Origin of the sequence: Flavobacterium sp. GSB-24 (assembly GCF_027924665.1) — a bacterium.
Lineage (GTDB): Bacteria > Bacteroidota > Bacteroidia > Flavobacteriales > Flavobacteriaceae > Flavobacterium.
Map to the genome: position 1 here is coordinate 1,430,396 of NZ_AP027043.1, position 24,527 is coordinate 1,454,922.

Consider the following 24,527-nt stretch of genomic DNA (forward strand, 5'->3'; position numbering starts at 1 on the left):
GCAAACTGAATATAAAATTAACGATAATAAAATGGCAGTTTTAGCAAAAATTAGACAGCGTTCCGCTTTATTGATAGGAGTTATTGCACTTGCATTATTTGCATTTATAATACAAGATCTATTTACAAGAGGAACATTTGGTCAAAGTTCAAAAGATGTAGGAAGCATCGACGGAAAAGATATTTCATTTGAAGACTTTAGAGTTAAAGTTAGTAATGTTGAAAAAAGTGGGCAAGGTATTACTTCCACTGAAGCTGCAAACAGAGTTTGGGATCAAGAAGTTTCAATCGCTTTATTGTCATCACAATTTGATAAATTAGGATTGAGAGTAGGTGAAAAACACTTATTAGAAGTTTTAAAATCAGATCCAAACATTGGTAAAAACCCAATGTTCTTAAATGCAGCAGGAATTTTTGATGTAGTTAAATTTAAAGATTACTTCAAATCAAATCCAGAAGCAGCACAATACATCGCTCAAAAAGAGAAAGATGCAGAATTGAACGCAAAGTTTCAAATCTATAATACTTTAGTTAAATCAGGACTTTACACAACTGCTAGTGAAGGAAAGTTAAAGTATGAAATGGAAGCTAATAAAGTAAGCTTTGCTTATGCTGCAGCTCCTTACTCTTCTATTAAAGATAGTGAAGTAAAAATTTCTGATTCAGAAATTGTAGATTATATGAAGAAAAACGAGAAAAAATTCAAAGCGGATGCAACTCGTGAAATTCAATATGTTCTAGTAGAAGATAAAGCTTCTAAAGAAGATGAAGCTGAAATTAAATCAAAATTAAATGCATTATTGTCAGGAAGTGTTGTTTACAATGCTAAAACAGGTAAAAATGATACATTGCCAGGTTTTAGAACTGCAACAAATATCGCTGAATTTGTAAACGCAAATTCTGATGTTCCTTACGATTCTACTTATGTTCCTAAAAATGCTTTACCAGCTGTAGATGCTGATAAATTATTCAGTTTACCAGCTGGAGCAATTTACGGTCCATATGTTTACGGAAGATACTATGCAATTTCTAAATCTCAAGGATTTAAAGCTGGAGTTAACGCAAAAGCTAGTCATATTTTAATTGCATACGAAGGTTCTCAGACACCATCACCAAAAGAAAAAAGAACTAAAGAAGAAGCAAAAGCTAAAGCTGAAGAAATCTTAGCTCAAGTTCAAGCTAATCCAGATAGTTTTATGATGTTGGCTTTTACAAGTTCTGATGATTCATCTGCACAACAAGGTGGTGATTTAGGATATTTTGGTCAAAACCAAATGGTAAAACCATTCAATGATTTTGTATTCAATAACGGAATTGGTAAAGTTGGTTTAGTAGAAACTCCTTTCGGATTTCACATTATCAAAATTACAGACAAACAAGACGGAATTCGTTTAGCTACAATTGCTCAAAAAATTGAGCCTTCTGAAGCTACATCTGATAAAGTATTTACTTTGGCAACTAAATTCGAAATGGATGCTGCTGACAAAGATTTCAATGCTGCAGCAAAAGAATTAGGTTTAAAAGTTGCTCAGCCTGTAAATGCTAAAGCTATGGATGAAGCTTTTGGACCATTAGGAAACCAACGTAACATTGTAAGATGGGCTTTTGACAAAGAAACAAGCAAAGGAGACGTAAAACGTTTTGAAATTGCAAATATCGGACACGTTATCGCTCAATATAAAGGTGAAAACAAATCAGGTTTAGTTTCAGTTACAATGGCAAGACCTTACGTAGAGCCAATCTTGAAAAACAAGAAAAAAGCTGAATTATTAAAAGCAAAAATGACAGGTTCAAGTATTGAAGCTATCGCTAAAGCAGCTGGAGTTGCTGTTCAACAAGCAACTGATGTAACTTTAGATAATCCAGTATTACCAGGTGGAGTTGGACAAGAGCCAAGAGTTGTTGGAAATGCATTTGCTTTAACTGCAAATAAAATTTCTGCTCCAATTGAAGGAAACACGGGAGTATATGTTGTTAAAAACATTAAAACGGTAAAAGCTCCTGCAATTGCTAATCACGCTGCTTATGTAGAGAAAGTAAAAGCTCAAAGCGCAAATGATGCTAGCAGAGTATTACCAGCGTTGAAAAACAATGCAAAAATTGAAGATAACAGATTACAATTCAATTACTAGTAAATAGTAACTAATACCATAAAAACCCGAAACGTCATTAAGATGTTTCGGGTTTTCTTTTTTTTATTGAAAACTAAATAATTCTATTTTGTAATATTTTTTTGTTAATTATCTTATAGTATATAGGAATAATCGAAATTTAATTTAAAAAATTTGTGATATTCAAATTATTACAGTTAATTTGTCCAGAATTTAAAATTTAACATATTTTTAGCGTTTAAATTACTGTTAGAAAGACAATTAAAACAAAAATTAAATATTTTACTAAATAAACATTTAATGTTTTTTACTTTAAAAATTTTTAAAAAGAAGCCAAGAGTATATACCAAAATTGAGAGTCATATCTTTGGGATTATTACCGAGCTTTTAAAAGTTAGCAGTACCGACATCAATGTTGATGAATTGGGTGGAAAGTATTATTTGAGTAACGAAGAACAGCATTTTAAAGTTACAATCTTGAGTAACGATTATGTAATAAGATTGACCAATACACATGATTCTGTAGCCGAAAAATATGATAAGATCTTTGTTGAAGATGTTTTAAAGGCAGTAAAAGAAGAAAAGCACCGTAGAATGGAACTTGTTTATGATTCTATTACAAACAGTATCGAAAAAATGGCTGAGCGTTTGCACAACAGACTTATTGAATCAAATGAACAAGAAAGCCAGTCAGTTCGTCGTTTAGAAACAAAAGACGTTAAAAACAAGAAAGTTAACTATTAAATACTTTGTAGAAAAGACTTCTACAAAATCATTTCTTCGTAAGTTAAAATCGTTTCGTACCCTTTATTGGAGAAATATTCTTTAGGGTTCTCTTTTGAAACTACCATAACAAAATCACCACCCCAAGCTCCAAGACTTTTTATTACACCCTTAAAATCTGAAAAAAGAGCTTCTTTTATAGTCTGCATTTCTAAAATATTACTTAGGTGAATCTCATGTTTTTGAACTGCTGAAGCAAATTCTTTTAGTGTTTTAGCATTCAGAATAGCGTGCGTGATTTTATTGTTTTCGGCAACACTTTGCGCTAAATGATGATTCTTATTATTGTTGTATGCATATATTGCAGACTTACTATTTTGTTTTTTATTCAAATAAACAAAAAAGATATTTTCTTTATAGTCAGGGTTAAACTCAACTTGTTCAACAAAATTGTCTTTTACACGATATATGACAGGTGTATTATTCTGAGCGCAGGCAATATCATACCCACTTCCGCCAAAACTATTATTTAATAATGTAAATGCATTAATATTTGCCCATTGCGCAATATTATTTATGAGAGTTGAAGAAGTTCCTAATCCCCAGTTTCTTGGAAACGATAGATGAGTACTCACTTTAAAACCTTTGGCTGAATCTATAAATTTTGGATTTAAAGCATAAGCTTCGTGAAGAATATCAATCAAAGTAGATTTTACAGTTTCGATTTTTGCTTCTGGCCGATTTATGATTTCGTCAAATGAAATTGTTTCTTCAAACCATAAATGTTCATCATAGTCATAACTTTTCCATTCAATTTCTTTATTTTCGCCGCTTTCAATTACCAGATTTTGACCGAATTTTGCAGGCAGCGCAAAAGCTTCTGCTCCGTCTAATACTAGATATTCTCCAGCAATTAAAAGTTTTCCGTTACTGTAAAATGTTTTTTTCATTCTATATTTTTTAGCTGTTATATCTCGCTTCGCGTTTTGAGCAAAGGCGAAGAGAAATTGAAAACAGCTTTTGAATTATTTTCTCAAGTTTTCAATAAAATCTACCACAGCGCTATGAGTAACGGCTGTTTTTTTAAAATGCGCCTTAATTAGACGGCGTTCTTCATCGGTAGCTTCAAATTGATTTATGATATTATTTAAGTGCATTTTCATGTGACCCTCTTGAATTCCAGTAGTTGTTAAAGACCGAAGAGCTGCGAAATTTTGTGCTAAACCAGCAACAGCAACAATTTCCATTAATTCCTGAGCAGAAGGATTTTCTAATATCTCTAAACATAACTTTACTAAAGGATGTAAAGAAGTTAATCCGCCAACTGTACCTACTGCAAGTGGAATTTCGAGCCAGAAAGTAAAAATTCCGTTTTCGATTTTTGCATGAGATAAACTAGCATATTGTCCATTTTTAGAGGCATAAGCGTGTACGCCGGCTTCTACAGCTCTAAAATCATTTCCAGTTGCTAGAATTACCGCATCGACACCATTCATTATACCTTTATTATGAGTCACTGCTCTAAAAGGTTCAACTTCTGCAATTTGAACAGCTTGTACAAAACGCTCAGCAAATTCTTTTGGGTTTGTAATATGTTTTTCTGCTAATTCTTCAATCGGACAAGAAACTTCAGCCCTAACCAAGCAATTTGGAACATAATTAGACAAAATACTCATAATAACTTCTAATATTTCGCCATTTTCGCATAAGTCGCTATTTTGAGCTTCTTCTTTTAAAGTTGATGCAAATTGTTCTAAACAAGAATTGATAAAATTAGCGCCCATGCTGTCTTTGGTCTCAAAAGTAGCGTGAAGCTGATAGTAGTTTTCTAGAAGACTTCTTTTGTCTTTTAGTTTAATATCTAAAATACCACCGCCACGTTGCTGCATATTCTTAGTAATGGCTTGGGTTTCTGAGAAGAATTTCGGTTTTATTTGGTCAAAAAAGCTATTTAATTTTTCTGCATCACCATTAAAAGTAAAATGAACCTGGCCAATTTTTTCTGTATTAATTATGGTTGCTTTGAAGCCGCCTCTTGTAGACCAATATTTCGCTGCTTTAGAGGCTGCTGCAACAACGGAACTCTCTTCAATAGCCATTGGGATGGTTTTGTATTTTCCGTTGATTAAAAAGTTTGGAGCAACTCCAAGTGGGATATAAAGGTTTGTAATGGTGTTTTCGATAAATTCATCATGAAGCTGCTGAAGCTTTTCGTCTGAATTCCAGTAATTTCTTATAATATTTTGCACCTCTTCAGGGTTTGAAAAATATTCATTTGCAATCCAGTCAATTTTTTCTTTTTTGGATAATTTAGAAAATCCAGCAACCGCGTTGTTCATTCTCAGTATATTAAATAATAATGTTGCGGCAAATATACCATTTTAAGAGATTTGTTTAAAATGTATTTTAAAAATGGAAAGTACGCAATCGTTATTTTTTTTAACATTTAACACTTAAAATGTGTATTATGTTTATTTTTTTTACTAAAATTGGGCTCTTTTTTATATTTAAATTAATTGTAATGAGTACAAGTAAAATTACTGTAATACTTTTATTTCTAGTTGCGACTGTTTTTGGCCAACAAAAAATCACTATCGAAAATATTTACGGCGGAGCATTTCGAGCAAAAGGAATGGCTGAATTGCAATCGCTAAAAAATACAGATCAATATACTGTTTTAGATGTAGATCAAGCAAGCAGAAGTATGCAGATTGGCCTTTATGATTTTGGAACTTTGAAAAAAGTATCGAATTTAATTGATACTAAAGATCATAAGGAACTTGCAAACGGAATTGACAGCTATACTTTTGATGCTTCAGAAAAAAAGATTTTAATTGCGTCTAATACCAATCAAATCTTTCGCCACTCGTTTACAGCTGATTTCTACTTATATGATATAGCTTCAAAAACATTGACAAAACTTTTTGATCAAGTACAAGAACCAACTTTTTCTCCAGACGGAACTAAAATCGCTTATGCAAAAGAAAATAACCTATATGTATACGATGTTAATTCGAAAAAATCGACTCCAATTACAACAGATGGTAAAAAGAATGCTGTAATTAATGGTATTACGGATTGGGTTTATGAAGAAGAATTTGCTTTTGTCCGTGCTTTTGACTGGAGCAAAGACAGTAAAAAAGTGGCTTACATTCGTTTTGACGAAAGCCAGGTTCCTGAGTTTTCAATGTCAATGTTTCACAAAGATTTATATCCTACAATTGAAACATTTAAATATCCAAAAGCTGGAGAGAAAAACTCAGAAGTTTCATTACATATATACGATGTAGCTGCTGGAGCAACTAAAAAAGTGGATTTAGGAAATTACAATGATTTTTACATTGCAAGATTACAATGGACAAACGATGCAAATGTACTTTCTGCTCAAGTTTTAAATCGTCACCAAGACAATCTTGATTTGTTATTTGTTGACGGAACTACCGCTGCTGCAAAAGTTGTCTTGAATGAAAAAGATAAAGCTTATGTAGATGTAACAGATAATTTGACTTTCTTAAAAGATAATAGTTTTATCTGGACAAGCGAAAAAGACGGTTTTAACCATATTTATTTATATGATAAAACAGGAAAACTTAAAAATCAAGTTACAAAAGGAAACTGGGAAGTAACTTCTTACTACGGTTTTGATGAAAAAACAAAAACTATTTTCTACCAATCTACAGAAAATGGTTCAATTAATAGAGATCTTTACAGAATTGGATTAGACGGAAAAAATAAATTACGTTTATCTAAAAAAACAGGAACAAACGCTGCAACCTTCAGTCCAAATTTCCAATACTTTATTACTACTTTCTCTAGTAATTTACAGCCTACGACTTATACTTTGAATGAGTCAAAAACTGGAAAAGAAATTCAGGTTATCGAAAACAACCAAGCTCTTTCAGATAAATTAAAATCTTATAATCTGCCTGCAAAAGAATTCTTCGTTTTAAAAACGGCTAAAGGAAATGAATTGAACGCTTGGATTTTAAAACCAAAAGATTTTGATCCTTCAAAAAAATATCCTGTTTTTATGTACCAATATTCTGGTCCAGGATCACAACAAGTAAATAATGACTGGAATAATTCTGATGATTATTGGTTCTTATCATTAACACAGCAAGGTTATATTGTAGCTTGTGTTGACGGAAGAGGGACAGGTTTTAAAGGAGCTGATTTCAAAAAAGTTACTCAAAAAGAATTAGGAAAATATGAGGTAGAAGATCAAATTGATGCAGCTAAAGTAATCGGTTCTTATCCTTATGTTGATCCTGCTAGAATTGGAATTTTTGGATGGAGTTACGGAGGCTTTATGGCTTCTAACTGTATTTTCCAAGGAAATGATGTTTTCAAAATGGCAATCGCTGTTGCTCCTGTAACAAACTGGAGATTTTATGACAGTGTTTACACAGAAAGATATATGCAGACGCCGCAGGAAAATGCAAGCGGATACGATCAAAACTCGCCAATTAATCACGTTGACAAATTAAAAGGTAAATTTTTATTGATTCACGGTTCTGGAGATGATAATGTTCATGTTCAGAATTCAATGCAAATGATGGAAGCTTTAATTCAAGCTAACAAACAATTTGATTCTCAAATCTATCCAGATAAAAATCATGGTATTTACGGCGGAAAAACTAGAGTTCAGCTTTATAATAAAATGACTAATTTTATCAAAGAAAATTTATAATCTAAATCTTTTAAACTTAATTAAATAAGCGAATATAATATGGGAGAAAATCAAGTAAAAACTGCGCATCCAAAAGGACTTTGGGTATTGTTTGGAACGGAGATGTGGGAGCGGTTCAATTTTTATGGAATGCGGGCTTTATTGACTTTATTTCTTGTAAATTCATTATTAATGAAAGAAGAAGAAGCCTCATTAATTTATGGAGGTTTTCTTGGACTTTGTTATTTAACACCAATGCTTGGTGGTTTCGTAGCCGATCGTTTTTTAGGAAACAGAAACTGTATCCTATTAGGAGGATTGCTGATGGCAATTGGACAAATGCTTTTATTTACAAGTGGAAGTATTTTTGAATCTAATTTGAGCTTAGCAAAAATTGTAATGTATTCTGCACTTGGAGTTATCGTATTTGGTAATGGATTCTTCAAACCAAATATTTCAAGTATGGTGGGAAGTTTATACCCTAAGCAGGAAAAAACAAAATTAGATAGTGCTTTTACTATTTTCTATATGGGAATTAACATTGGTGCTTTTTTAGGCCAGTCCATTTGTCCTTTATTAGGAGATGTTAAAGATGCAGGAGGAATTAGAGACATTCACGCTTTTAGATGGGGATTCATGGCAGCTTCTGTTGCGATGTTGTTAGGAACAATTCTTTTTTACTTCTTAAAAAATAAATATGTAGTTTCTCCAGAAGGAAAACCATTAGGAGGATTACCTTCTAAAAATGATGCTTCAGATTTTGAAGAAGGAGAGGCGCAAAAAGCTAATTTTTCGAATAAAGCTTTATTGATGGCTGGAGTTGCATTTATTGCTTTAGGATTCTTTTTCCATTATGCTGTAGGTCAAAATTTAATTTATACTTTGATTTATTCAAGTGGATTGGCATTGGCGGGATTAATTATATCTGATACTTCTTTAACTAAAGTTGAACGCGATAGAATTATCGTAATTTATATCGTATCATTTTTTATTATTTTCTTCTGGGCAGCTTTTGAGCAGGCAGGTTCATCTCTGACTTTTATTGCTGATAACCAAACAGACAGACATTTCTTTGGCTGGTTAATGCCGCCTTCGATGGTTCAGATTTTTAACGGATTGTTCGTTGTAGTTTTAGCAGTTCCATTTAGTATTTTGTGGGATACTTTAAGAGCTAAAGGCAAAGAACCAATTTCTCCAGTAAAATTAGCTGTTGGTTTAGTGGTAATTTCTATCAGTTTCTTAATGATTGCAACTCAGGTTTCTTATATCGGAACTTCGGGATTATTACTGGTTAAATGGTTGATTTTATTATATTTCTTAAATACTTGTGCAGAGTTATGTCTATCTCCAATTGGATTGTCATTGGTAGGTAAATTGTCTCCAAAACGTTTTGCTTCTTTGCTTTACGGAGTATTTTTCTTGTCTAATGCATCAGGTTATGCATTAGGAGGAACTTTAGGTTCTATTTTACCTGCAACTGGAGATAAATTTGCAAAAGCAAAAGAATTAGGAATCGATCTTCAAGCAGTTTTAGATAAAAAAATAATTCCAACAGCAGATCAGTTAGCATTGTTGGATCAGCATCAGATTAGTGCTTATAATCCAGTTTTCGCAGGATTTGAAATCCATAACTTATATGAATTCTTTATGGTTTTTGTGGTTCTAACAGGAATTGCAGCGATTTTATTATTTGCTTTAACGCCATTATTGAAAAAATTAATGCACGGTGTTAGATAAAATGGAAAAAAACATTACACTAGAAGAAATTCAAAATTTTGAAGGCAAGTACCCAAAGCAATTGTGGTACTTGTTTTTTGTTGAAATGTGGGAGCGTTTCTGTTTTTACGGAATGCGGGGCGTACTTACAATTTTTATGGTTGATCAGCTTTTCTTAAAAGAAGATCATGCCAGTTTACAATATGGAGCCATTCAGGCTTTCGTTTATGCTTTTACATTTGTCGGAGGTATTTTTGCCGATAAAATATTAGGATTTAAAAAATCGCTTTTTTTTGGTGCAATCGTAATGATTCTAGGGAATCTTTTAATTGCGGTGTCGCCTCACGATTTATTCTATTACGGAATTGCTTTCTCAATTATTGGAACAGGTTTTTTTAAGCCAAATGTTTCGTCAATGGTTGGTGAATTGTACAAAGAAGATGACGGCAGAAGAGATGCAGGTTACGGAATGTTTTATGCTGGGATAAATGTTGGAGGTCTTTTTGGAGGTGCTCTTTGTGTTTATTTAGGGAAATATTATTCTTGGCAGTTGTGTTTTTTATCGGCGGCTTTAGTAATGTTTTTAGGGTTGATGACATTTTTATTCACTAAAAAATATTTAGGGCCAATTGGAGATTCTCCATTATTGAATTTAAAACCTTCTGCAAGGAGAATTCGTGAAATTGCAGTTTACGTACTATCGCTTTTAAGTATTCCATTTATTTTTATAATGGTGAAGAATACTGATTATACAGATTATTTCATGTATACAATTGGTATAATTGCCGTATTATATTTTGCTTACGAATTAATGAAATTGGGAGACATTAAACTGCAGAAAAAGCTGTTTGCAGCATTTTTGTTTGTGTTTTTCTATCTTTTATTTAATGCGATTTACGAACAGAGCGGAGGATCATTGTCGCTTTTTGCTAAAGATAATCTAGATGACAAACTTTTGTTTTTCAGCATTGATCCGAATATTATAAACAACAGTTCTAATACTTTCTTTGTGGTTGTTTTAAGCCCGCTGATTGGTTTGTTGTGGATCTGGATGGGTAAAAGAAAAATTGAGCCTAATACATTGATTAAATTCGGAATTGGATTCTTGTTTTTAGCAGCTTCATTTTATATTTTTTATTTGACTAGATTTTTTGCTAATGCTAAAGGAATTGCATCTTTAAATGTTTTTACTTTTGCTTATTTAGTAACAACAATTGGTGAGCTTTGTTTAGGACCAATTGGAATGTCTATTATTACAAAACTTTCTCCAAAAAGATTGTTTGGAATGATGATGGGATTATGGTTCTTGGCAAGTGCATTTGGGCAATTGGCAGCAGGAAAGTTAGGAGCAGAAATATCAAGATCTAATACTGGAGATACATTACTTTCTAAACTACAATCGTATACAGAAGGGTATTATCAATTAGCTATTTATTCTCTTGTGGCAGGAGTTGTTTTAATCGCAATTTCGCCATTGATTAAAAAATTGATGCAGGAAGTAAAATAGATTTTATTGCAATCTGTTTTTGTGTAAATTTGTGAAAAATTTCTCATTATGAAAAAAATAGTACTTATTGCTTTATTTTTAATTGGTGCTGCGAATGTTCAAGCACAAGAATTAAAATGGTACACAGACGTTAGAGAAGCGATTACTGTAAGTAATAAAGAACAAAAGCCTTTATTGATGTTTTTTACAGGCAGTGATTGGTGTGGATGGTGCATTCGTTTGCAGAATGAAGTTTTAAAAACAGACGAATTTAAAAAATGGGCATCAAGTAATGTAGTTCTGGTAGAATTAGATTATCCAAGAGGTGTTCCTCAAACTCCAGAGCTTAAGAATCAAAATAATGAATTGCAGCAAGCCTTCGGGATTCAAGGCTTTCCAACAATTTTCTTCACCAGTGCAGAATCTAAAGATGGAAAAGTAAATTTTAAAGGTCTCGGTAAAACAGGATATGTTGCCGGCGGACCATCGGCTTGGCTGACTGTTGCAGAAGGAATTGTTCATCCAAAGAAATCATAAGTTTAAAACTAAAATAAATATAAAGCTCCTTACATTGTAAGGGGCTTTTTTTGTTTAGTAAGAAAAATTTTTCAATCGCCTTTCGTTATTTTGAGTATTTGGTATTTTATTATAGATAAAAAAACATATAATGTATTTTTTGTGCTAATAAAAATTGGAAAATTAAAATATTATGTTAATTTCGTCATGCTAATCTAACCAAAACCAATTAATATGACTAAAAAACTACTTATCCTACTGTTTTTTTTAGGTTCATTTATGATGCAAGCGCAAAATCTAGCATGGAGAACTAACATGACCGATGCTATTGCAATAAGTAATGACCAGAAAAAACCAATGCTGATTTTATTCACTGCCTCAGGTGTACCAGAAAATCTTCAAAATGAAATCTTTAAAACTCCTGATTTTGCCGTTTGGTCACGTGATAATGTGATTCTGGTAAAATTAGATTTATCAGACATGAATGCTTCAGATAGTGATCGTGAACAAAATGTAAAATTGAAAAATGCATTTGGTGTTGAAGATCTTCCAGAAGTATGTTTCGCAATGGCATCAGTAAGAAAAAACAAAACTACATTCAGCGCTCTAGGAAAAATTGCCTATAAACCTGGAGGAGCAAAAGCTTGGATTGCAGAATCGAATTCGATTTTACATCCAGCTGAATAATACAATTACATTTAACTTTTATTTTAATTTTTTTAATCCCTTTTTGTTTTTACAGGAAGGGATTTTTTTTGTTTCAAAAAACGTTATAACGATTTAATTTTTTTTGCTAGTGTTTTTTTAACATTTATTAAAAAAATATCGGTTTATTATCAATTTGATTTTTATGCTTAAAACTTGGTTTTTAATTTATTAAATAATTCTTTTGATTCTGTTTTTATATTATTTTAGTTTTAAATACATAACCAAAACCAAATTTTATGCTTCAAAAACTACTTATTCTACTACTCTTTTTGGGTTCATTTTTTGCCAATGCGCAAAATATAATTTGGAAAACAGACATTAATGATGCTGTTGCCACAAGTGCAGAAAAAAGAAAACCTTTAATGATTTTCTTTACAGGTCAAGGAGTAAATCCTCAGCTTCAAAATGAAATTTTTGCTACTCGCGATTTTGAAGATTGGTCTCGTAAAAACGTTATTTTAGTAAAACTAGATCTTTCAGATCCTTCGGTTCCTGATGCAGCTAAAGAACAAAACCTTAGATTAAAAAATGCTTTTGGTATTGAAGAAATTCCGCAAGTTTGTTTTACAGAAGTTAACGTTAGAAAAGGCAAAACCAACTTCAACAAACTCGGTCTCATTTCATATATGTCGTCAGGCGTTAAGGCTTGGATTTCTGAGTCTAATTTGATTTTAAACCCAGAATAAAAAGATTTATAATTTGTAATATCCCTTTTCGTTCGTTGGATGGAAAGGGATATTTTTTTTGAGACAGCTGTTCTTCCAAGATTTTTGGATAGTATTTGAATTCGAGCCATCGGCAATTATAAGTTTTGGCCGAATGCTTTTCAGTACTCTGTCTAGATTTATTTTAGGACTCTGAGTAAGAATCAAAATGTCTGGCGCTGCATTAGAAGGAAGAATTCCAGTGCTGTCAACGATTAGAATTTTAGTGTCTTTAAAGTAGAGTAAATTTTTAATCTTTTCTGTTTTGGTTAAAACAATTGAATTACCAACGAGATACATATTTAGGCTTCTGCTGTTTTTATTTTTTGCGAAAGTTGTATCTCTGGTAAAAAGAACAGTATTTTTTCCAATTCGTTCTGATATAAGAGTGCTATTTTTTTCATGATAAACAATCAATTCCTTTTCGCTTTCGGTTCTGAATTTAGTGAGAATAAAAGCAAGCTGAATTAAAATTGTAGAACTAAAAACAAGTACGAGTTTAGTGTAATCTGGTTTCTTTAACCATAGAATTACATAAATAATGAAAAGGTAAAAGGTGAATAAATAATAAGGGTTAAAACTAATATCTCTTATAACAAACGAGTCAATAGAGGCAACGGCATGAATCATTAGATTTAAGAGATAAATGCTTTTTTCAAAAATGATTGTTACAAAGTAAGGCGGACTCGTAAAAATTGCAATTATCATTACCACAATTCCTGCAATCATTATAAATGACAGAACAGGAAGAATTATAATATTAGTGACAAAAAATAAACCTGGAAATTGGTGAAAATAATACAAACATAAAGGTAAAGTACCAATTTGTGCAGCGAAAGAAACGGTTAAAGCTTCCCAGATATAAACCATCAATTTATTCTTTGGTTTGTAGATGTTTTTTAATAGCGGCTGCAACCAAAGAATAAAAAACAAAGCCAAATAACTTAACTGAAAACCGACATCAAATAAAAAATACGGTTCAAAAAGTAATATCAATAAAATTGACACTAGTAAAGTGTGGTAAATATTACCTGTTCTTCGCAAATGATTGGCAATTGCTACAAATGAAAACATTACAACAGATCTCAAAACCGATGGTGATAGACCTGATATTATTGCAAATCCAGCCAGTGAAATTAAAATAGAAGCAAGTTTAATTAAAGAACCCTTTTTTGTGTTTGGAATTGGTTTTAAAATAAAGGTTATAAAAAGCATTATAAAACCTACATGTAAACCTGAAACAGATAAAATGTGTGTTGCTCCAGAATATTGATAATCTTGAATAATGTCTTGTGAAATTTCTTGCTGCTGACCTAAAATCAAGGCAAGAGCGACATTCATTTCAGCTTTATTAAATTTTGCTTTTTCGAGGTTTAAAACTATTCTGGAGTGCAGTTTGGCACAATAATACCAAATGTCTTTTGTAATAGTTTTGCTGACTAGTATTTCTTTTTTTTGACAATAAATCTGTGCATAAATTTGTTTGTCGGCTAGGTATCTGCCGTAGTCAAATTGATTCGGATTTTTATTTGATTTATTTGCCTGTAAAGCCGTTTGAATCTTAATAGTATTCCCGATTATCAATTGATTTTCAGTACTGTCCTTTTGAATGTTAATTATAATTTTTCCAGAATAAACCTTATCTGAAATACTTTTAATATGACCAACATAACGATCGCTGTAATCGTTACTTTTGAGTTTTTCTCTAAGAATTATAGTTATTGACTGCGGTTTTTCGAATGCTGATTTGCAATGTGTATAGTTATTTTTTTGAAGTTTCTCGGTATGACTTAAAAGTGTTACAGCCCCAATAACGAAAGAGAAGATATACACAGAAACACCAAATATGATATACTTCTTGTTGTGTTTTAGATTCCAGAAATAGCTGAAACAAAATAGTATCAAAGACAATGAAAGTGGAATCATCAGCATTGAAACAGAAAAATGAGAATAGTAGGAAGCAATAACTCCCAAAATAAAGGCAATTGTTATTTTAACTAACGGAAAATCTAATACTTTCATGCTCTAAAAGTATTAAATATTTGTAAGAAAAATAATAAAAAAAATGCTTTTTTTAAGGAAGTACTCTATTAACCTGCTCGAAAGAATTTTTATAATAAGGTTCTTTGGTAGAAGAAATAATTACACCTTTTGAAGTAGAAGAATGAACAAATTTAACTTCATCTGAATTCGCTTCTGTAATTAATCCCACATGATTGATTTGTCTGCTTTTATTGGTTTTAAAGAAGATTAAATCACCTTTTTTGGCGTCATTCAGCGGAATTACTTTTCCAATTTTAGCTTGGTCATAAGAGCTTCTTGGAAGTTTTATATTTTCACTTTCGAATGTCGTGTAAACTAATCCAGAGCAGTCGAAACCGCTTTTTGTAGTTCCGCCAGCTTTGTAACGAACGCCAATATTATCGGTTGCTTTTTCAATTAAATTGTTAACCAGAGTTCTATTTTCTCTTTTAGATTCATTTTTGCTCACGGCAGTAGAAGTCGATTTACAAGAAGTAAAAGCAACAGTCAAAAGCAGAAAAATTATAATTCTCTTCAAAACGTGGTAATTAATTATTTTTTAAATCGGCAACTATAAGTTTGGCAGTTTTTTTACTCGCGCCAACTCCTCCAAGTTTTTGCTCTAAAATATCATAGTTTTGAAGCAGTTTAGAGCGATAATCCGGTTCTAATAATTTTTGAAGCTCTTCTTTAATTCGCTTTTTGTTGCAGTCAGCTTGAATCAATTCAGTTACAACTTCTTGATCCATAATTAAATTAACCAGCGAAATGTACTTTAATGTAATAATACGTTTCGCGATTTGGTACGAAACTTCACTTCCTTTATAACAAACTACTTCGGGAACTTTAAAAAGTGCTGTTTCAAGAGTTGCTGTCCCAGAAGTTACCAAAGCAGCTGTTGAAGAGCGCAGTAAATCGTAGGTCTTGTTTGAAACAAACGCAATGTTTTTGTTCTTTAGAAACTGCTGATAGAATTCATATTCCTGACTTGGGGCGCCGGCAATTACAAATTCGTAATCTTGAAAATCATCAACAACACTTAACATTACACTCAGCATTTTGGTAATTTCCTGTTTACGGCTTCCCGGTAAAACAGCAATAATTGGTTTTTCGCCCAAATTATTTTCTTTCCTAAACAGAGCTTCATCAAATGCAGGCTGATTCTGAATAGCATCGATTAAAGGATGGCCGACAAAATCAACTGGAAACTGATGTTTATCTTCGTAAAAACTTTTTTCAAAAGGCAAAATAACAAACATCTTATCGACGTCTTGTTTGATTGCTTTAATACGGTTTTCTTTCCAAGCCCAAATTTGAGGCGAAATATAATAGTGAGTTTTATAACCTAGCTCTTTTGCCCATTTAGCAATTCGCATATTAAAACCAGGATAATCTATAAAAATAATGACATCTGGTTTAAACTCAGTAATGTCTTTTTTGCAGATTTTTATATTGTTTAAAATGGTTTTTAAGTTGAAAACCACTTCTATAAAGCCCATAAAAGCTAGATCTCGGTAATGTTTTACAAGAGTTCCGCCTGCTTTCTGCATTAAGTCACCTCCCCAAAATCGAATGTCTGCTTGAGGATCTTCAGCATACAAAGCTTTCATTAAATTAGATCCGTGTAAATCTCCAGAGGCTTCACCTGCTATTATGTAATACTTCATGATGGTTTTTTTGAAAAATGCTCAAATTATAATTCAGCAATTATTGTAACAAAGCAAAGATAAGATTTAAATAACTAATGTAGAAATGGCCAACACAATCACGGCTAAAATTACGCCTCGAGCCATTAATTCTTTGTTTCTTTTTAAAAGAATGGCAAAAACGCCTAGGTCTAAAAGTGTTCCTAAAGTGATAATTTTTCCAAGATATCCCTGCTGTTTAATAATATGAATACCCGAAGAAATATCAAAATTTGTAAAGAATGTGATGAACAAATAACTTCCTAAAAGAGCGGTAAAAATTCCGATTATAAAACCGACAAGTATTTCTTTAATCATTTAATTTCCATGTATTAAGTTGTTGAATAGAGTGGTGGGCAGTCAAGTCAAATTGTACGGGAACTACAGAAATATATCCGTTTTCCAGCGCCCATTCATCTGTATCTTCGCCTTGATCTTCGTTTACAAATTTGCCGGCAAGCCAGTAATAATCTTTACCAAAAGGAGTTTGTCTTTTATCAAATTTTTGGGCGTAGTATGCTTTCGCTTGACGGCAAACCTTAATTCCTTTAATTTCTGTTTCTTTCAATTTCGGAAAATTGACATTTAAAACTACACCTGGAGGCAGCTTATTAGCTAGTGTTTCTAAGGCAATTTTTTTGACAAAAGACTTAATAGGTTCAAAATCGGCATTCCAATCAAAGTCTAAAAGTGAGAAACCAATGGCTTGAATTCCTTCTATTCCAGCTTCAACCGCAGCGCTCATAGTTCCCGAATAAATTACATTTATAGAAGAATTTGAACCATGGTTAATTCCCGAAACGCATAAATCTGGTTTGCGTTTTAAGATTTCATTAACTGCCAGCTTTACACAATCTACAGGGGTTCCAGAGCAGCTATATTCTGCAATTGTGTCATCATCTTTAGAAATCTTATCGAGAAACAAAGTGTTGTTAATCGTTATAGCGTGCCCCATTGCACTTTGGGGTTTGTCTGGAGCAACGACGATTACTTCGCCGATTGTTTCCATAACACTGATAAGAGTTCGTATTCCAGGAGCTAAGATGCCGTCATCATTAGTTACCAATATTAAAGGTTTTTCGGCTTTCATTTTATGAATATTATGTGTAATTTTAACAATTGTAAGATTTTAAAAACAAATGTAACCACAGATTTATCGGGATAAGTCACAAATAATGTAAAATTTGTCAACTAAGTTAAAGAACTTTTTTGCGAATTAAACATTTTTATATCTTTAACAAAAAATTATCGTGACGTTAGCTCTCGTGGCATAGTTTTTAACGTAACTTAGATAAAAAAAATTGATGAATGCTATTATAAAGTTTATGAAAAGAAATTATAAGATACTCATAGCCGTATTGTGCTTATCGCTTACATTATTTGCATTTAAGATGAATGCCGATAGAACAATCGACCCTGATCCGAATAGAGATAAAACACTTTTAGAGTTACTAGCATTTGTTATTGAAAAAGGACATTATAGTCCAGCAGAAATAAATGATGAATTCTCAAAAGGGATTTTTAAAGATTATATTGAAGCGTTAGACCCTTCAAAGAGATTTTTCCTGCAGTCGGATATTGATGAATTTAAGCAGTATGAATTAATGCTTGACGATCAGTTTTTGAATAAGGATATTACTTTTTTCAACCTAACTTACACAAGGTTGATGAAACGTATGGAAGAAAGTAAAAAACGTTACAAAACGATTTTAGCTCAGCCATTTAACTATAATGTTGATGAAACTTTTAATGCCGATTATGAGCACATTCCGTATGCGAAAAACTTAACTGAGATTAACGAAAGATGGAGAAAACAAATTAAATTATCGACTCTTTCTTCTCTTGTTACTAAACAAAAAATCGAAGAAGAAAAGAAGAAAAAAGATCCAGCTTATAAAGAAAAATCTTTTGAAACTTTAGAAAAAGAAACACGCGAAAGTTCTTTAAAATCTCTGGATGATAATTTTAGTGTTATTAAAGATTTGAATAGAGAGTACTGGTTTTCAGTTTATTTGAATTCTATTATGACTCGTTTTGATCCGCATACAAGTTATTTTGCACCTGAAGAAAAAGACCGTTTTGATGTAAACATCAGTGGTAAATTAGAAGGTATTGGAGCACGTTTGACTAAGAAAAATGATTTCACTCAAATTGATGAATTAATTTCTGGCGGACCTGCTTGGAAAGGAAAACAACTAGAAGCTGGTGATTTGATTTTAAAAGTTGCTCAAGGAAATGAGGAGCCTGTAGATGTTGTCGGAATGCGTTTGGATGATGTTGTGAAGAAAATTAAAGGCCACAAAGGAACTGAGGTTAAACTTACAGTTAAAAAAGTGGACGGAAGTATTAAAGTAATTTCGATTATCAGAGATGTAGTTGAAATTGAAGAAACTTATGCTAAGTCTAGTATTGTAGAGAAAAATGGTTTAAAATATGGAGTGATTTATCTTCCTAAGTTTTATATCGATTTTGAAAACAAAGACGGACGTGATGCTGGAAAAGATATCGCTCTTGAAGTAGAGAGATTGAAAAAAGAAAACGTCAACGGAATTGTTTTAGACGTACGTGATGACGGTGGTGGATCTCTTTCGACAGTAGTTGATATTGCTGGTTTATTTATCGAAGAAGGACCAATTGTTCAAGTTAAATCTGCTGGTAAAAAGAAAGAAGTTCTATACGATAAAGACAAAAAAATCGAATGGGATGGTCCGTTAGTAATCATGGTGAACAGTTTTTCTGCTTCGGCTTCTGAGATTTTAGCTGCAGCGATTCAGGATTACAAACGTGGTGTAATTATCGGAAGTAAACAAACTTACGGTAAAGGAACGGTACAAAACGTATTAGATTTGAATCAATTTGTTCGTAATGCAAATTATGGAGATCTTGGAGCTTTGAAAATTACAGGACAAAAATTCTACAGAATCAATGGTGGATCTACTCAACTAGAAGGTGTTCATAGTGATGTTGTTATGCCAGATCGTTACGCTTACCTAAAAATGGGTGAGAGAGATATTGACAATGCAATGCCATGGGATAAAATTGATCCAGCTGATTACAGCACTTGGACTTCTAATGAGAATTTTAATAAAGCTATTATTAATAGTAAAAATAGAATTGCTCAAAATGCTCAATTCAAATTAATTGATGACAATGCAAAATGGATTGACGTTAAGAATAAAGAGAATACTTATAGCTTAAACATTAACAGCTTTAAAGCAACTCAAGAACAGGTAGAAAATGAAGGTAAGAAATACAAACCAATTTTAGATTATAAAAATGATTTGGTTTTTAAATCACTGCCTTACGAAGAAGTTGAAATGAATGCTGATGCTACTTTAAAAGAAAAAAGAGATGCATGGCACCAAGCTTTAGCAAAAGATGTTTATGTAGAAGAAGCATTAAATGTTTTGGATGATTTACAAGGAAAAGGTTTAGTAAAAAATAATGTTTCTCCGAAAATGAAAAAGGATAAACTAGTGAAGTCTTAAATTCGGAAGAATTTAATTTGTTTAAAAACGCTCTATAAATGTTGAATTTATGGAGCGTTTTTTTTGTAAGTTTAGCCCTTAATAAAAATGGTTTTATGAAAAGTTGTATAGTTTTAGTTTTGATGAGTTTTGCATTATTATCTTGTAAAAAAAACAATATAGAGATTAATGAAAGCAAGAATGATAATGAAATAGTTTCTTTTTCAGGAAACTCAAATAGTACAGATTCTTTATACACGTTTGCTTATCTGCCAACATCTACAACAAAACAAATTGTAAAACATCAATATTATACGCTTTCGTACAATGAAAAGTTTGAACAGGCAGAATGGGTGGCGTACGAACTAAAGAAAGAATACTTAAAAAACCATGACTATAAAAGACCTTATTTTATAGAAGATCCAAAAGTAACTACTGGTTCTGCAGATTGGAGGAATTATAAAAAATCAGGTTATGATAAAGGGCATCTTTGTCCTGCGGGAGATATGGAATTTAATAAGGATGCTTATAATGATACTTTTTACACTTCGAATATTTCTCCTCAGAAAAAAGAATTTAATGCTGGAATTTGGAATAGGCTAGAGCAGAAGACACGTTATTGGGCAGGAAAATACAATGATATTTATGTAGTAACGGGCGGAATTCCAAAAGATTCAGACAAAAAAATAGGAACAGAAAAAGTTGCTGTTCCTAAGTATTTTTATAAAATTATCTTAGCCAAATCTGGAAAAGAGCATAAAGCGATTGCTTTTCTAGTTCCAAACGAAGAAAATGATAAATCTATCTATGATTTTATGGTTCCAATCGAGACATTAGAAAAAATGACTGGAATTAATTTCTTCCCGAATTTAAAAAACTTAAAAAGTAGTAAGGACTTTTAACTCGGCAATTGTTTCAATTTGATTTTCAGCTTTAAAAACAAAACTTCCAGCGACCAATACATCGGCTCCCGCTTCTACTAATTGTTTTGCATTTTTGTTGGTAACGCCGCCGTCAATTTCAATAAGAGTTGACGCATTTTTACGTGTAATTAATGCTTTTAACTTTTTGACTTTGTCATAAGTGTTCTCTATAAATGATTGTCCTCCAAAACCAGGATTCACACTCATAATACAAACTACGTCAATATCGTTAATAACGTCTTCTAAGAGATCAATATTAGTATGAGGATTCATAGCTACTCCAGCTTTCATTCCTTCTGCTTTAATCGCCTGAAGCGTTCTGTGCAAGTGTGTACAGGCTTCGTAATGTACTGTTAATCCGTTAGCCCCTAAATCTGCAAAAGTTTTAATATAGCGATCAGGATCGATAATCATTAAATGCACATCGATATATTTTTTCGCATGTTTTGAAATAGCTTCTAAAACTGGCATTCCGAAAGAAATATTCGGAACAAAAACTCCATCCATAATATCAATATGAAACCAATCAGCCTGACTGTTGTTTATCATTTCAATATCGCGCTGTAAATTAGCAAAATCTGCCGCAAGAACTGAAGGAGCAATAAATGTATTTTTCATTTTGTTGTAGTGTGTTGTTTTTTTTACAAAGATAAAATTTTTATGCTGTGCGTGGTAATTTAACCGCAGAGTGCGCGAAGAATTTACGCAAAGTCCGCGAAGAATTATAAAGTAATTTACTAACAGTTCAAAGTTTGCAAAGCTTAGCGGACTTTGCGTTAAAAAAAAGAAATAAAAAACTCCGGTAATCAGCCGGAGTTTCAATCATCAATCAAAAAACGAACAGTCAATCAAACTGTTGTTTGTGGTAAAATTCCAATTTAAAATAACCAAATTCCAAGCCAATTGTAATTTGGGATTTAAAAAATATTGAAATTTAATATTGTTTTATCCTAAATAAGTTTTAAGGATTTTACTTCTTGAAGTGTGTTTCAATCTGCGGATTGCTTTTTCTTTAATTTGACGAACACGCTCACGAGTTAAGTCGAAAGTTTCTCCAATTTCTTCTAGCGTCATTGGGTGCTGGTCACCAAGTCCAAAATACAAACGAACAACATCAGCTTCTCTTGGAGTTAATGTTTCTAATGAACGTTCGATTTCAGTACGAAGAGATTCGTGAATTAATTCTCTATCTGGATTTGGAGATTCACCAGAACGTAACACGTCATAAAGGTTAGAATCTTCTCCTTCAACAAGAGGTGCATCCATTGATAAGTGACGTCCAGAGTTTTTCATTGACTCTTTTACGTCATTTACAGTCATATCAAGTTCTTTTGCAATTTCTTCAGCAGAAGGCGGACGCTCGTTAGATTGCTCTAATAAAGCATACATTTTGTTGATTTTATTGATAGAACCAATTTTGTTTAATGGCAAACGTACAATACGAGATTGTTCAGCCAAAGCTTGAAGAATCGATTGACGAATCCACCATACGGCATAAGAAATGAATTTAAAACCACGAGTTTCATCAAAACGTTGAGCCGCTTTAATTAGACCTAAGTTTCCTTCATTAATTAAATCTGGAAGAGTTAATCCTTGATTTTGATATTGTTTAGCCACAGATACTACGAAACGTAAGTTGGCTTTTGTAAGTTTTTCTAAAGCTCTTTGATCACCAGCCTTTATTCTTTGTGCTAATTCTACCTCTTCATCAGCGGTAATTAGGTCAACTTTTCCAATTTCTTGTAGATATTTATCTAACGACGCAGTTTCACGATTAGTTACCTGCTTGGTGATTTTAAGTTGTCTCATGTGTTGTCTCCCTATTTTTTAAAGTGTACAAATGGTTATACGTAATGAGATACAAAAAAGTTACAATATTTATATTTTTTTTTAAAATTTATTGTTTAGCATTTAAAATCAGGATGTTGTTTTAAATAAAAATATAAAAAAAACCTTGGCAGAGTAAGTTTGTCAAGGTTTTTTTTATCATAAATAAAATTATTTTACTGTAATGCTTTTTGAAACATATATCGGCTGTCCGCTTTCGGTAAAGCCTTCTAAAACGACTTCAAAATCTCCTTTTATATCAGAAGTGTAAAATGATAAATTGTCTTCTTTGGTTTCTAATTTAATATTTGGTTTCCATAACAATTGATATCTGTAATCTGGAATTCTTTGTAATTTATTTCCAGCTGAGTAATCAGGATTATTGTAAACTTTTTCAGGATTTGGACGCTGAATTTCCATTGTCTTTAAATATTTCTTCGCATAGTTAACGGAGAATTCGTTGTCTTTGGTTTCAAAACTAACCAAACCACCATACAAATTCGGACCATAAACGTAAGGTTCTGTAATTAAGCTTACTTTATTTACATTAGCCATATTGTAATCAAAAAGATCACTCGGATCTTGAATCAATAATCCATCAACAAGAACCAATGGCGGACCATAAATTTCTAAATCTTTTTGTAGATTTCTAACGTGAAGCTGATATTTGCCATTATTTCTTCTGTAATAAAGTTCTATAATAACTTCAACTATATTTTCTTTTAAAGTTGGAAATCTAGTATAATCATCTAATACATATGTTTTTTCAACAGTACTAAAGAAAGGATTCATAACGGCTTCTGTAACTAAGCTGTCTTTTTTAATTTGATAATAAGCATTTTGAATTTGGCTTGCAGTAGATCTTTCTTCGATATCTTTTTTCAGATCTGGAGACAAATTAAGCTTAGATGTGAATTGCAAAGAAGAAGTATCAAACTTTGGAAATGCATCTAAATTGATTACGAAATCATTTTGTTTATCATCCAATACCTGCAATATTGCATTTGGGAAATTCGGAAATTGATCTAATAAGAAAGCAAATTTTCCTTGAGCATTTGTTCTAACAATTTTTAATACATATTCTTTTCCAGGTAGAGATAAAGCAATCGATTTGTTGCTTACATCGCGATTTGTATTTGATGTAATGCTTCCAGTAATTAGCTCAGACCTAATTTCTGGAATATAATTAAAAGTGTTTGGCGTATTAACGTAGCTTTCGGCTGATTTTTTAGCAAATTCTGAAGCTGTAAGTTGTTTTATGGTCGGAATTTGATCTATTTTTCGAATTGAAACAGAATAGTTGCCTTTTTCAGTTGCTTCAGTTAAAGTTTTTAATTTTAAATTGACTTTATCTCTTGTGTAATAACTTTCTTTGTCAAACTCAAAATCAATTCTTTTGTCATTTCCTGAATTAGAATTTATGGTCTGAATTGCAGTAGTTTTTTTCGTTGGATCAGGAATATCAAATGTGATATTATCATTTGGTTCTTGAGTTTGAAAAGGATTTATGATGAAAATATCTATTTCATGTTTCTGAGAATTTACATTATTCAACATCCATTTGGTGTAAGCGATAACTTTATAATTTCCAGTTTTTAAGGTTGTAGGGATGAAATATTCGCCATTTCCGATTCCGTTGTCCAGATATATTTTATTTTTTTGAAGTGACTTTTTCTCGCTGTCAATAAGTTCAACATAAGCAATTTTACTTATTTGGCTCGTTTTATTATTCAGCGGATTCAGACAGTATAATTTGAAGAAAAGTGTTTCTCCAGTCAAAAATGTTGTAGTGTTTGAGTGCAGAAAAATAGTTTCCTGATCTGAGATACTAGGTACGGCATTTTTGTTTTGCGAATTCTGAGCAAATACAAATGTGCCTTGAATTAACAAAGAGATCAAAAGTGTCAATTGTTTAATTCTGTCAAGAATATTAGTTTTATTATGTATAGAAAGGTGTTTCATGAATTTTAT

General features: G+C 32.0%; 20 protein-coding genes. 10 read left to right on the forward strand and 10 right to left on the reverse strand.

The annotated features are described in order from the left end of the window. Positions 1-31 precede the first annotated feature (31 nt). Both QMG60_RS06480 and QMG60_RS06485 read left to right on the forward strand, forming a co-directional pair. Entirely contained in the window at positions 32-2,131 is a 2,100-nt protein-coding gene (locus QMG60_RS06480; protein ID WP_281867258.1) for a peptidylprolyl isomerase, read from the forward strand. 279 nt (positions 2,132-2,410) lie between these two features. Further along, positions 2,411-2,854, forward strand: a complete 444-nt coding sequence (locus QMG60_RS06485; protein ID WP_057117644.1) for a hypothetical protein — start codon at positions 2,411-2,413, stop codon at positions 2,852-2,854. 20 nt (positions 2,855-2,874) lie between these two features. On the opposite strand, the gene QMG60_RS06490 is transcribed toward QMG60_RS06485, so the two are convergent. Together QMG60_RS06490 and QMG60_RS06495 are read right to left on the reverse strand one after the other, a co-directional pair. Beyond that, the gene (locus QMG60_RS06490; protein ID WP_281867259.1) at positions 2,875-3,783 is read right to left on the reverse strand and encodes a GYDIA family GHMP kinase; all 909 of its coding nucleotides are present in this window, start codon (positions 3,781-3,783) and stop codon (positions 2,875-2,877) included. A 75-nt stretch (positions 3,784-3,858) separates the two neighbouring features. Continuing rightward, a complete protein-coding gene (locus QMG60_RS06495; protein ID WP_281867260.1) occupies positions 3,859-5,172 on the reverse strand; it encodes a hydroxymethylglutaryl-CoA reductase, degradative in 1,314 nt (437 codons plus the stop codon). 182 nt (positions 5,173-5,354) lie between these two features. Here QMG60_RS06495 and QMG60_RS06500 point away from each other — a divergent pair, with 182 nt between their 5' ends. The 6 genes from QMG60_RS06500 (at position 5,355) to QMG60_RS06525 (ending at position 12,614) form a co-directional block, all read left to right on the forward strand. After that, positions 5,355-7,523, forward strand: coding sequence for a S9 family peptidase (locus QMG60_RS06500; protein ID WP_281867261.1), 2,169 nt, complete (start codon positions 5,355-5,357; stop codon positions 7,521-7,523). Positions 7,524-7,562: 39 nt separating this feature from the next. Beyond that, a complete protein-coding gene (locus QMG60_RS06505; protein ID WP_281867262.1) occupies positions 7,563-9,239 on the forward strand; it encodes a peptide MFS transporter in 1,677 nt (558 codons plus the stop codon). 1 nt (position 9,240) lies between these two features. Beyond that, complete coding sequence (locus QMG60_RS06510; protein ID WP_057117690.1) at positions 9,241-10,725, forward strand: peptide MFS transporter; 1,485 nt, start codon at positions 9,241-9,243, stop codon at positions 10,723-10,725. 48 nt (positions 10,726-10,773) lie between these two features. Then, entirely contained in the window at positions 10,774-11,241 is a 468-nt protein-coding gene (locus QMG60_RS06515; RefSeq protein WP_057117640.1) for a thioredoxin family protein, read from the forward strand. Between the two features lie 213 nt (positions 11,242-11,454). Further along, positions 11,455-11,907 (forward strand): hypothetical protein, encoded by a 453-nt coding sequence (locus QMG60_RS06520; RefSeq protein WP_057117639.1) that lies wholly within the window; start codon positions 11,455-11,457, stop codon positions 11,905-11,907. A 257-nt stretch (positions 11,908-12,164) separates the two neighbouring features. After that, a complete protein-coding gene (locus QMG60_RS06525; RefSeq protein WP_281867263.1) occupies positions 12,165-12,614 on the forward strand; it encodes a thioredoxin family protein in 450 nt (149 codons plus the stop codon). A 6-nt stretch (positions 12,615-12,620) separates the two neighbouring features. Here QMG60_RS06525 and QMG60_RS06530 read toward each other — a convergent pair whose 3' ends face one another. The 5 genes from QMG60_RS06530 to surE form a co-directional block, all read right to left on the reverse strand. Further along, entirely contained in the window at positions 12,621-14,654 is a 2,034-nt protein-coding gene (locus QMG60_RS06530) for a ComEC/Rec2 family competence protein (protein ID WP_281867264.1), read from the reverse strand. 52 nt (positions 14,655-14,706) lie between these two features. Beyond that, positions 14,707-15,192 (reverse strand): C40 family peptidase, encoded by a 486-nt coding sequence (locus tag QMG60_RS06535; protein WP_281867265.1) that lies wholly within the window; start codon positions 15,190-15,192, stop codon positions 14,707-14,709. A gap of 10 nt (positions 15,193-15,202) precedes the next feature. Continuing rightward, positions 15,203-16,321 carry a lipid-A-disaccharide synthase gene (gene lpxB, locus QMG60_RS06540; RefSeq protein WP_057117635.1) on the reverse strand — a complete coding sequence of 373 codons (1,119 nt, stop codon included), beginning with the start codon at positions 16,319-16,321 and terminating at the stop codon, positions 15,203-15,205. Positions 16,322-16,387: 66 nt separating this feature from the next. Continuing rightward, the gene (locus tag QMG60_RS06545) at positions 16,388-16,657 is read right to left on the reverse strand and encodes a hypothetical protein (RefSeq protein WP_057117634.1); all 270 of its coding nucleotides are present in this window, start codon (positions 16,655-16,657) and stop codon (positions 16,388-16,390) included. After that, positions 16,650-17,429 carry a 5'/3'-nucleotidase SurE gene (surE, locus tag QMG60_RS06550; protein ID WP_057117633.1) on the reverse strand — a complete coding sequence of 260 codons (780 nt, stop codon included), beginning with the start codon at positions 17,427-17,429 and terminating at the stop codon, positions 16,650-16,652. The genes QMG60_RS06545 and surE overlap by 8 nt, the downstream gene beginning before the upstream one ends. A gap of 214 nt (positions 17,430-17,643) precedes the next feature. On the opposite strand from surE, the gene QMG60_RS06555 reads away from it, so the two are divergent. Then, positions 17,644-19,827, forward strand: coding sequence for a carboxy terminal-processing peptidase (locus tag QMG60_RS06555; RefSeq protein WP_057117632.1), 2,184 nt, complete (start codon positions 17,644-17,646; stop codon positions 19,825-19,827). 95 nt (positions 19,828-19,922) lie between these two features. Further along, positions 19,923-20,708, forward strand: a complete 786-nt coding sequence (locus QMG60_RS06560; protein ID WP_281867266.1) for a DNA/RNA non-specific endonuclease — start codon at positions 19,923-19,925, stop codon at positions 20,706-20,708. Here QMG60_RS06560 and rpe read toward each other — a convergent pair. The 3 genes from rpe to QMG60_RS06575 all read right to left on the reverse strand — a co-directional run bounded on the left by rpe (position 20,685) and on the right by QMG60_RS06575 (position 24,518). Continuing rightward, complete coding sequence (rpe, locus tag QMG60_RS06565; RefSeq protein ID WP_057117631.1) at positions 20,685-21,347, reverse strand: ribulose-phosphate 3-epimerase; 663 nt, start codon at positions 21,345-21,347, stop codon at positions 20,685-20,687. The genes QMG60_RS06560 and rpe overlap by 24 nt on opposite strands. Positions 21,348-21,674: 327 nt before the next feature. After that, a complete protein-coding gene (locus QMG60_RS06570) occupies positions 21,675-22,538 on the reverse strand; it encodes a sigma-70 family RNA polymerase sigma factor (RefSeq protein WP_007804760.1) in 864 nt (287 codons plus the stop codon). A gap of 189 nt (positions 22,539-22,727) precedes the next feature. Beyond that, positions 22,728-24,518, reverse strand: coding sequence for a hypothetical protein (locus tag QMG60_RS06575; RefSeq protein WP_281867267.1), 1,791 nt, complete (start codon positions 24,516-24,518; stop codon positions 22,728-22,730). Positions 24,519-24,527 lie beyond the last annotated feature (9 nt).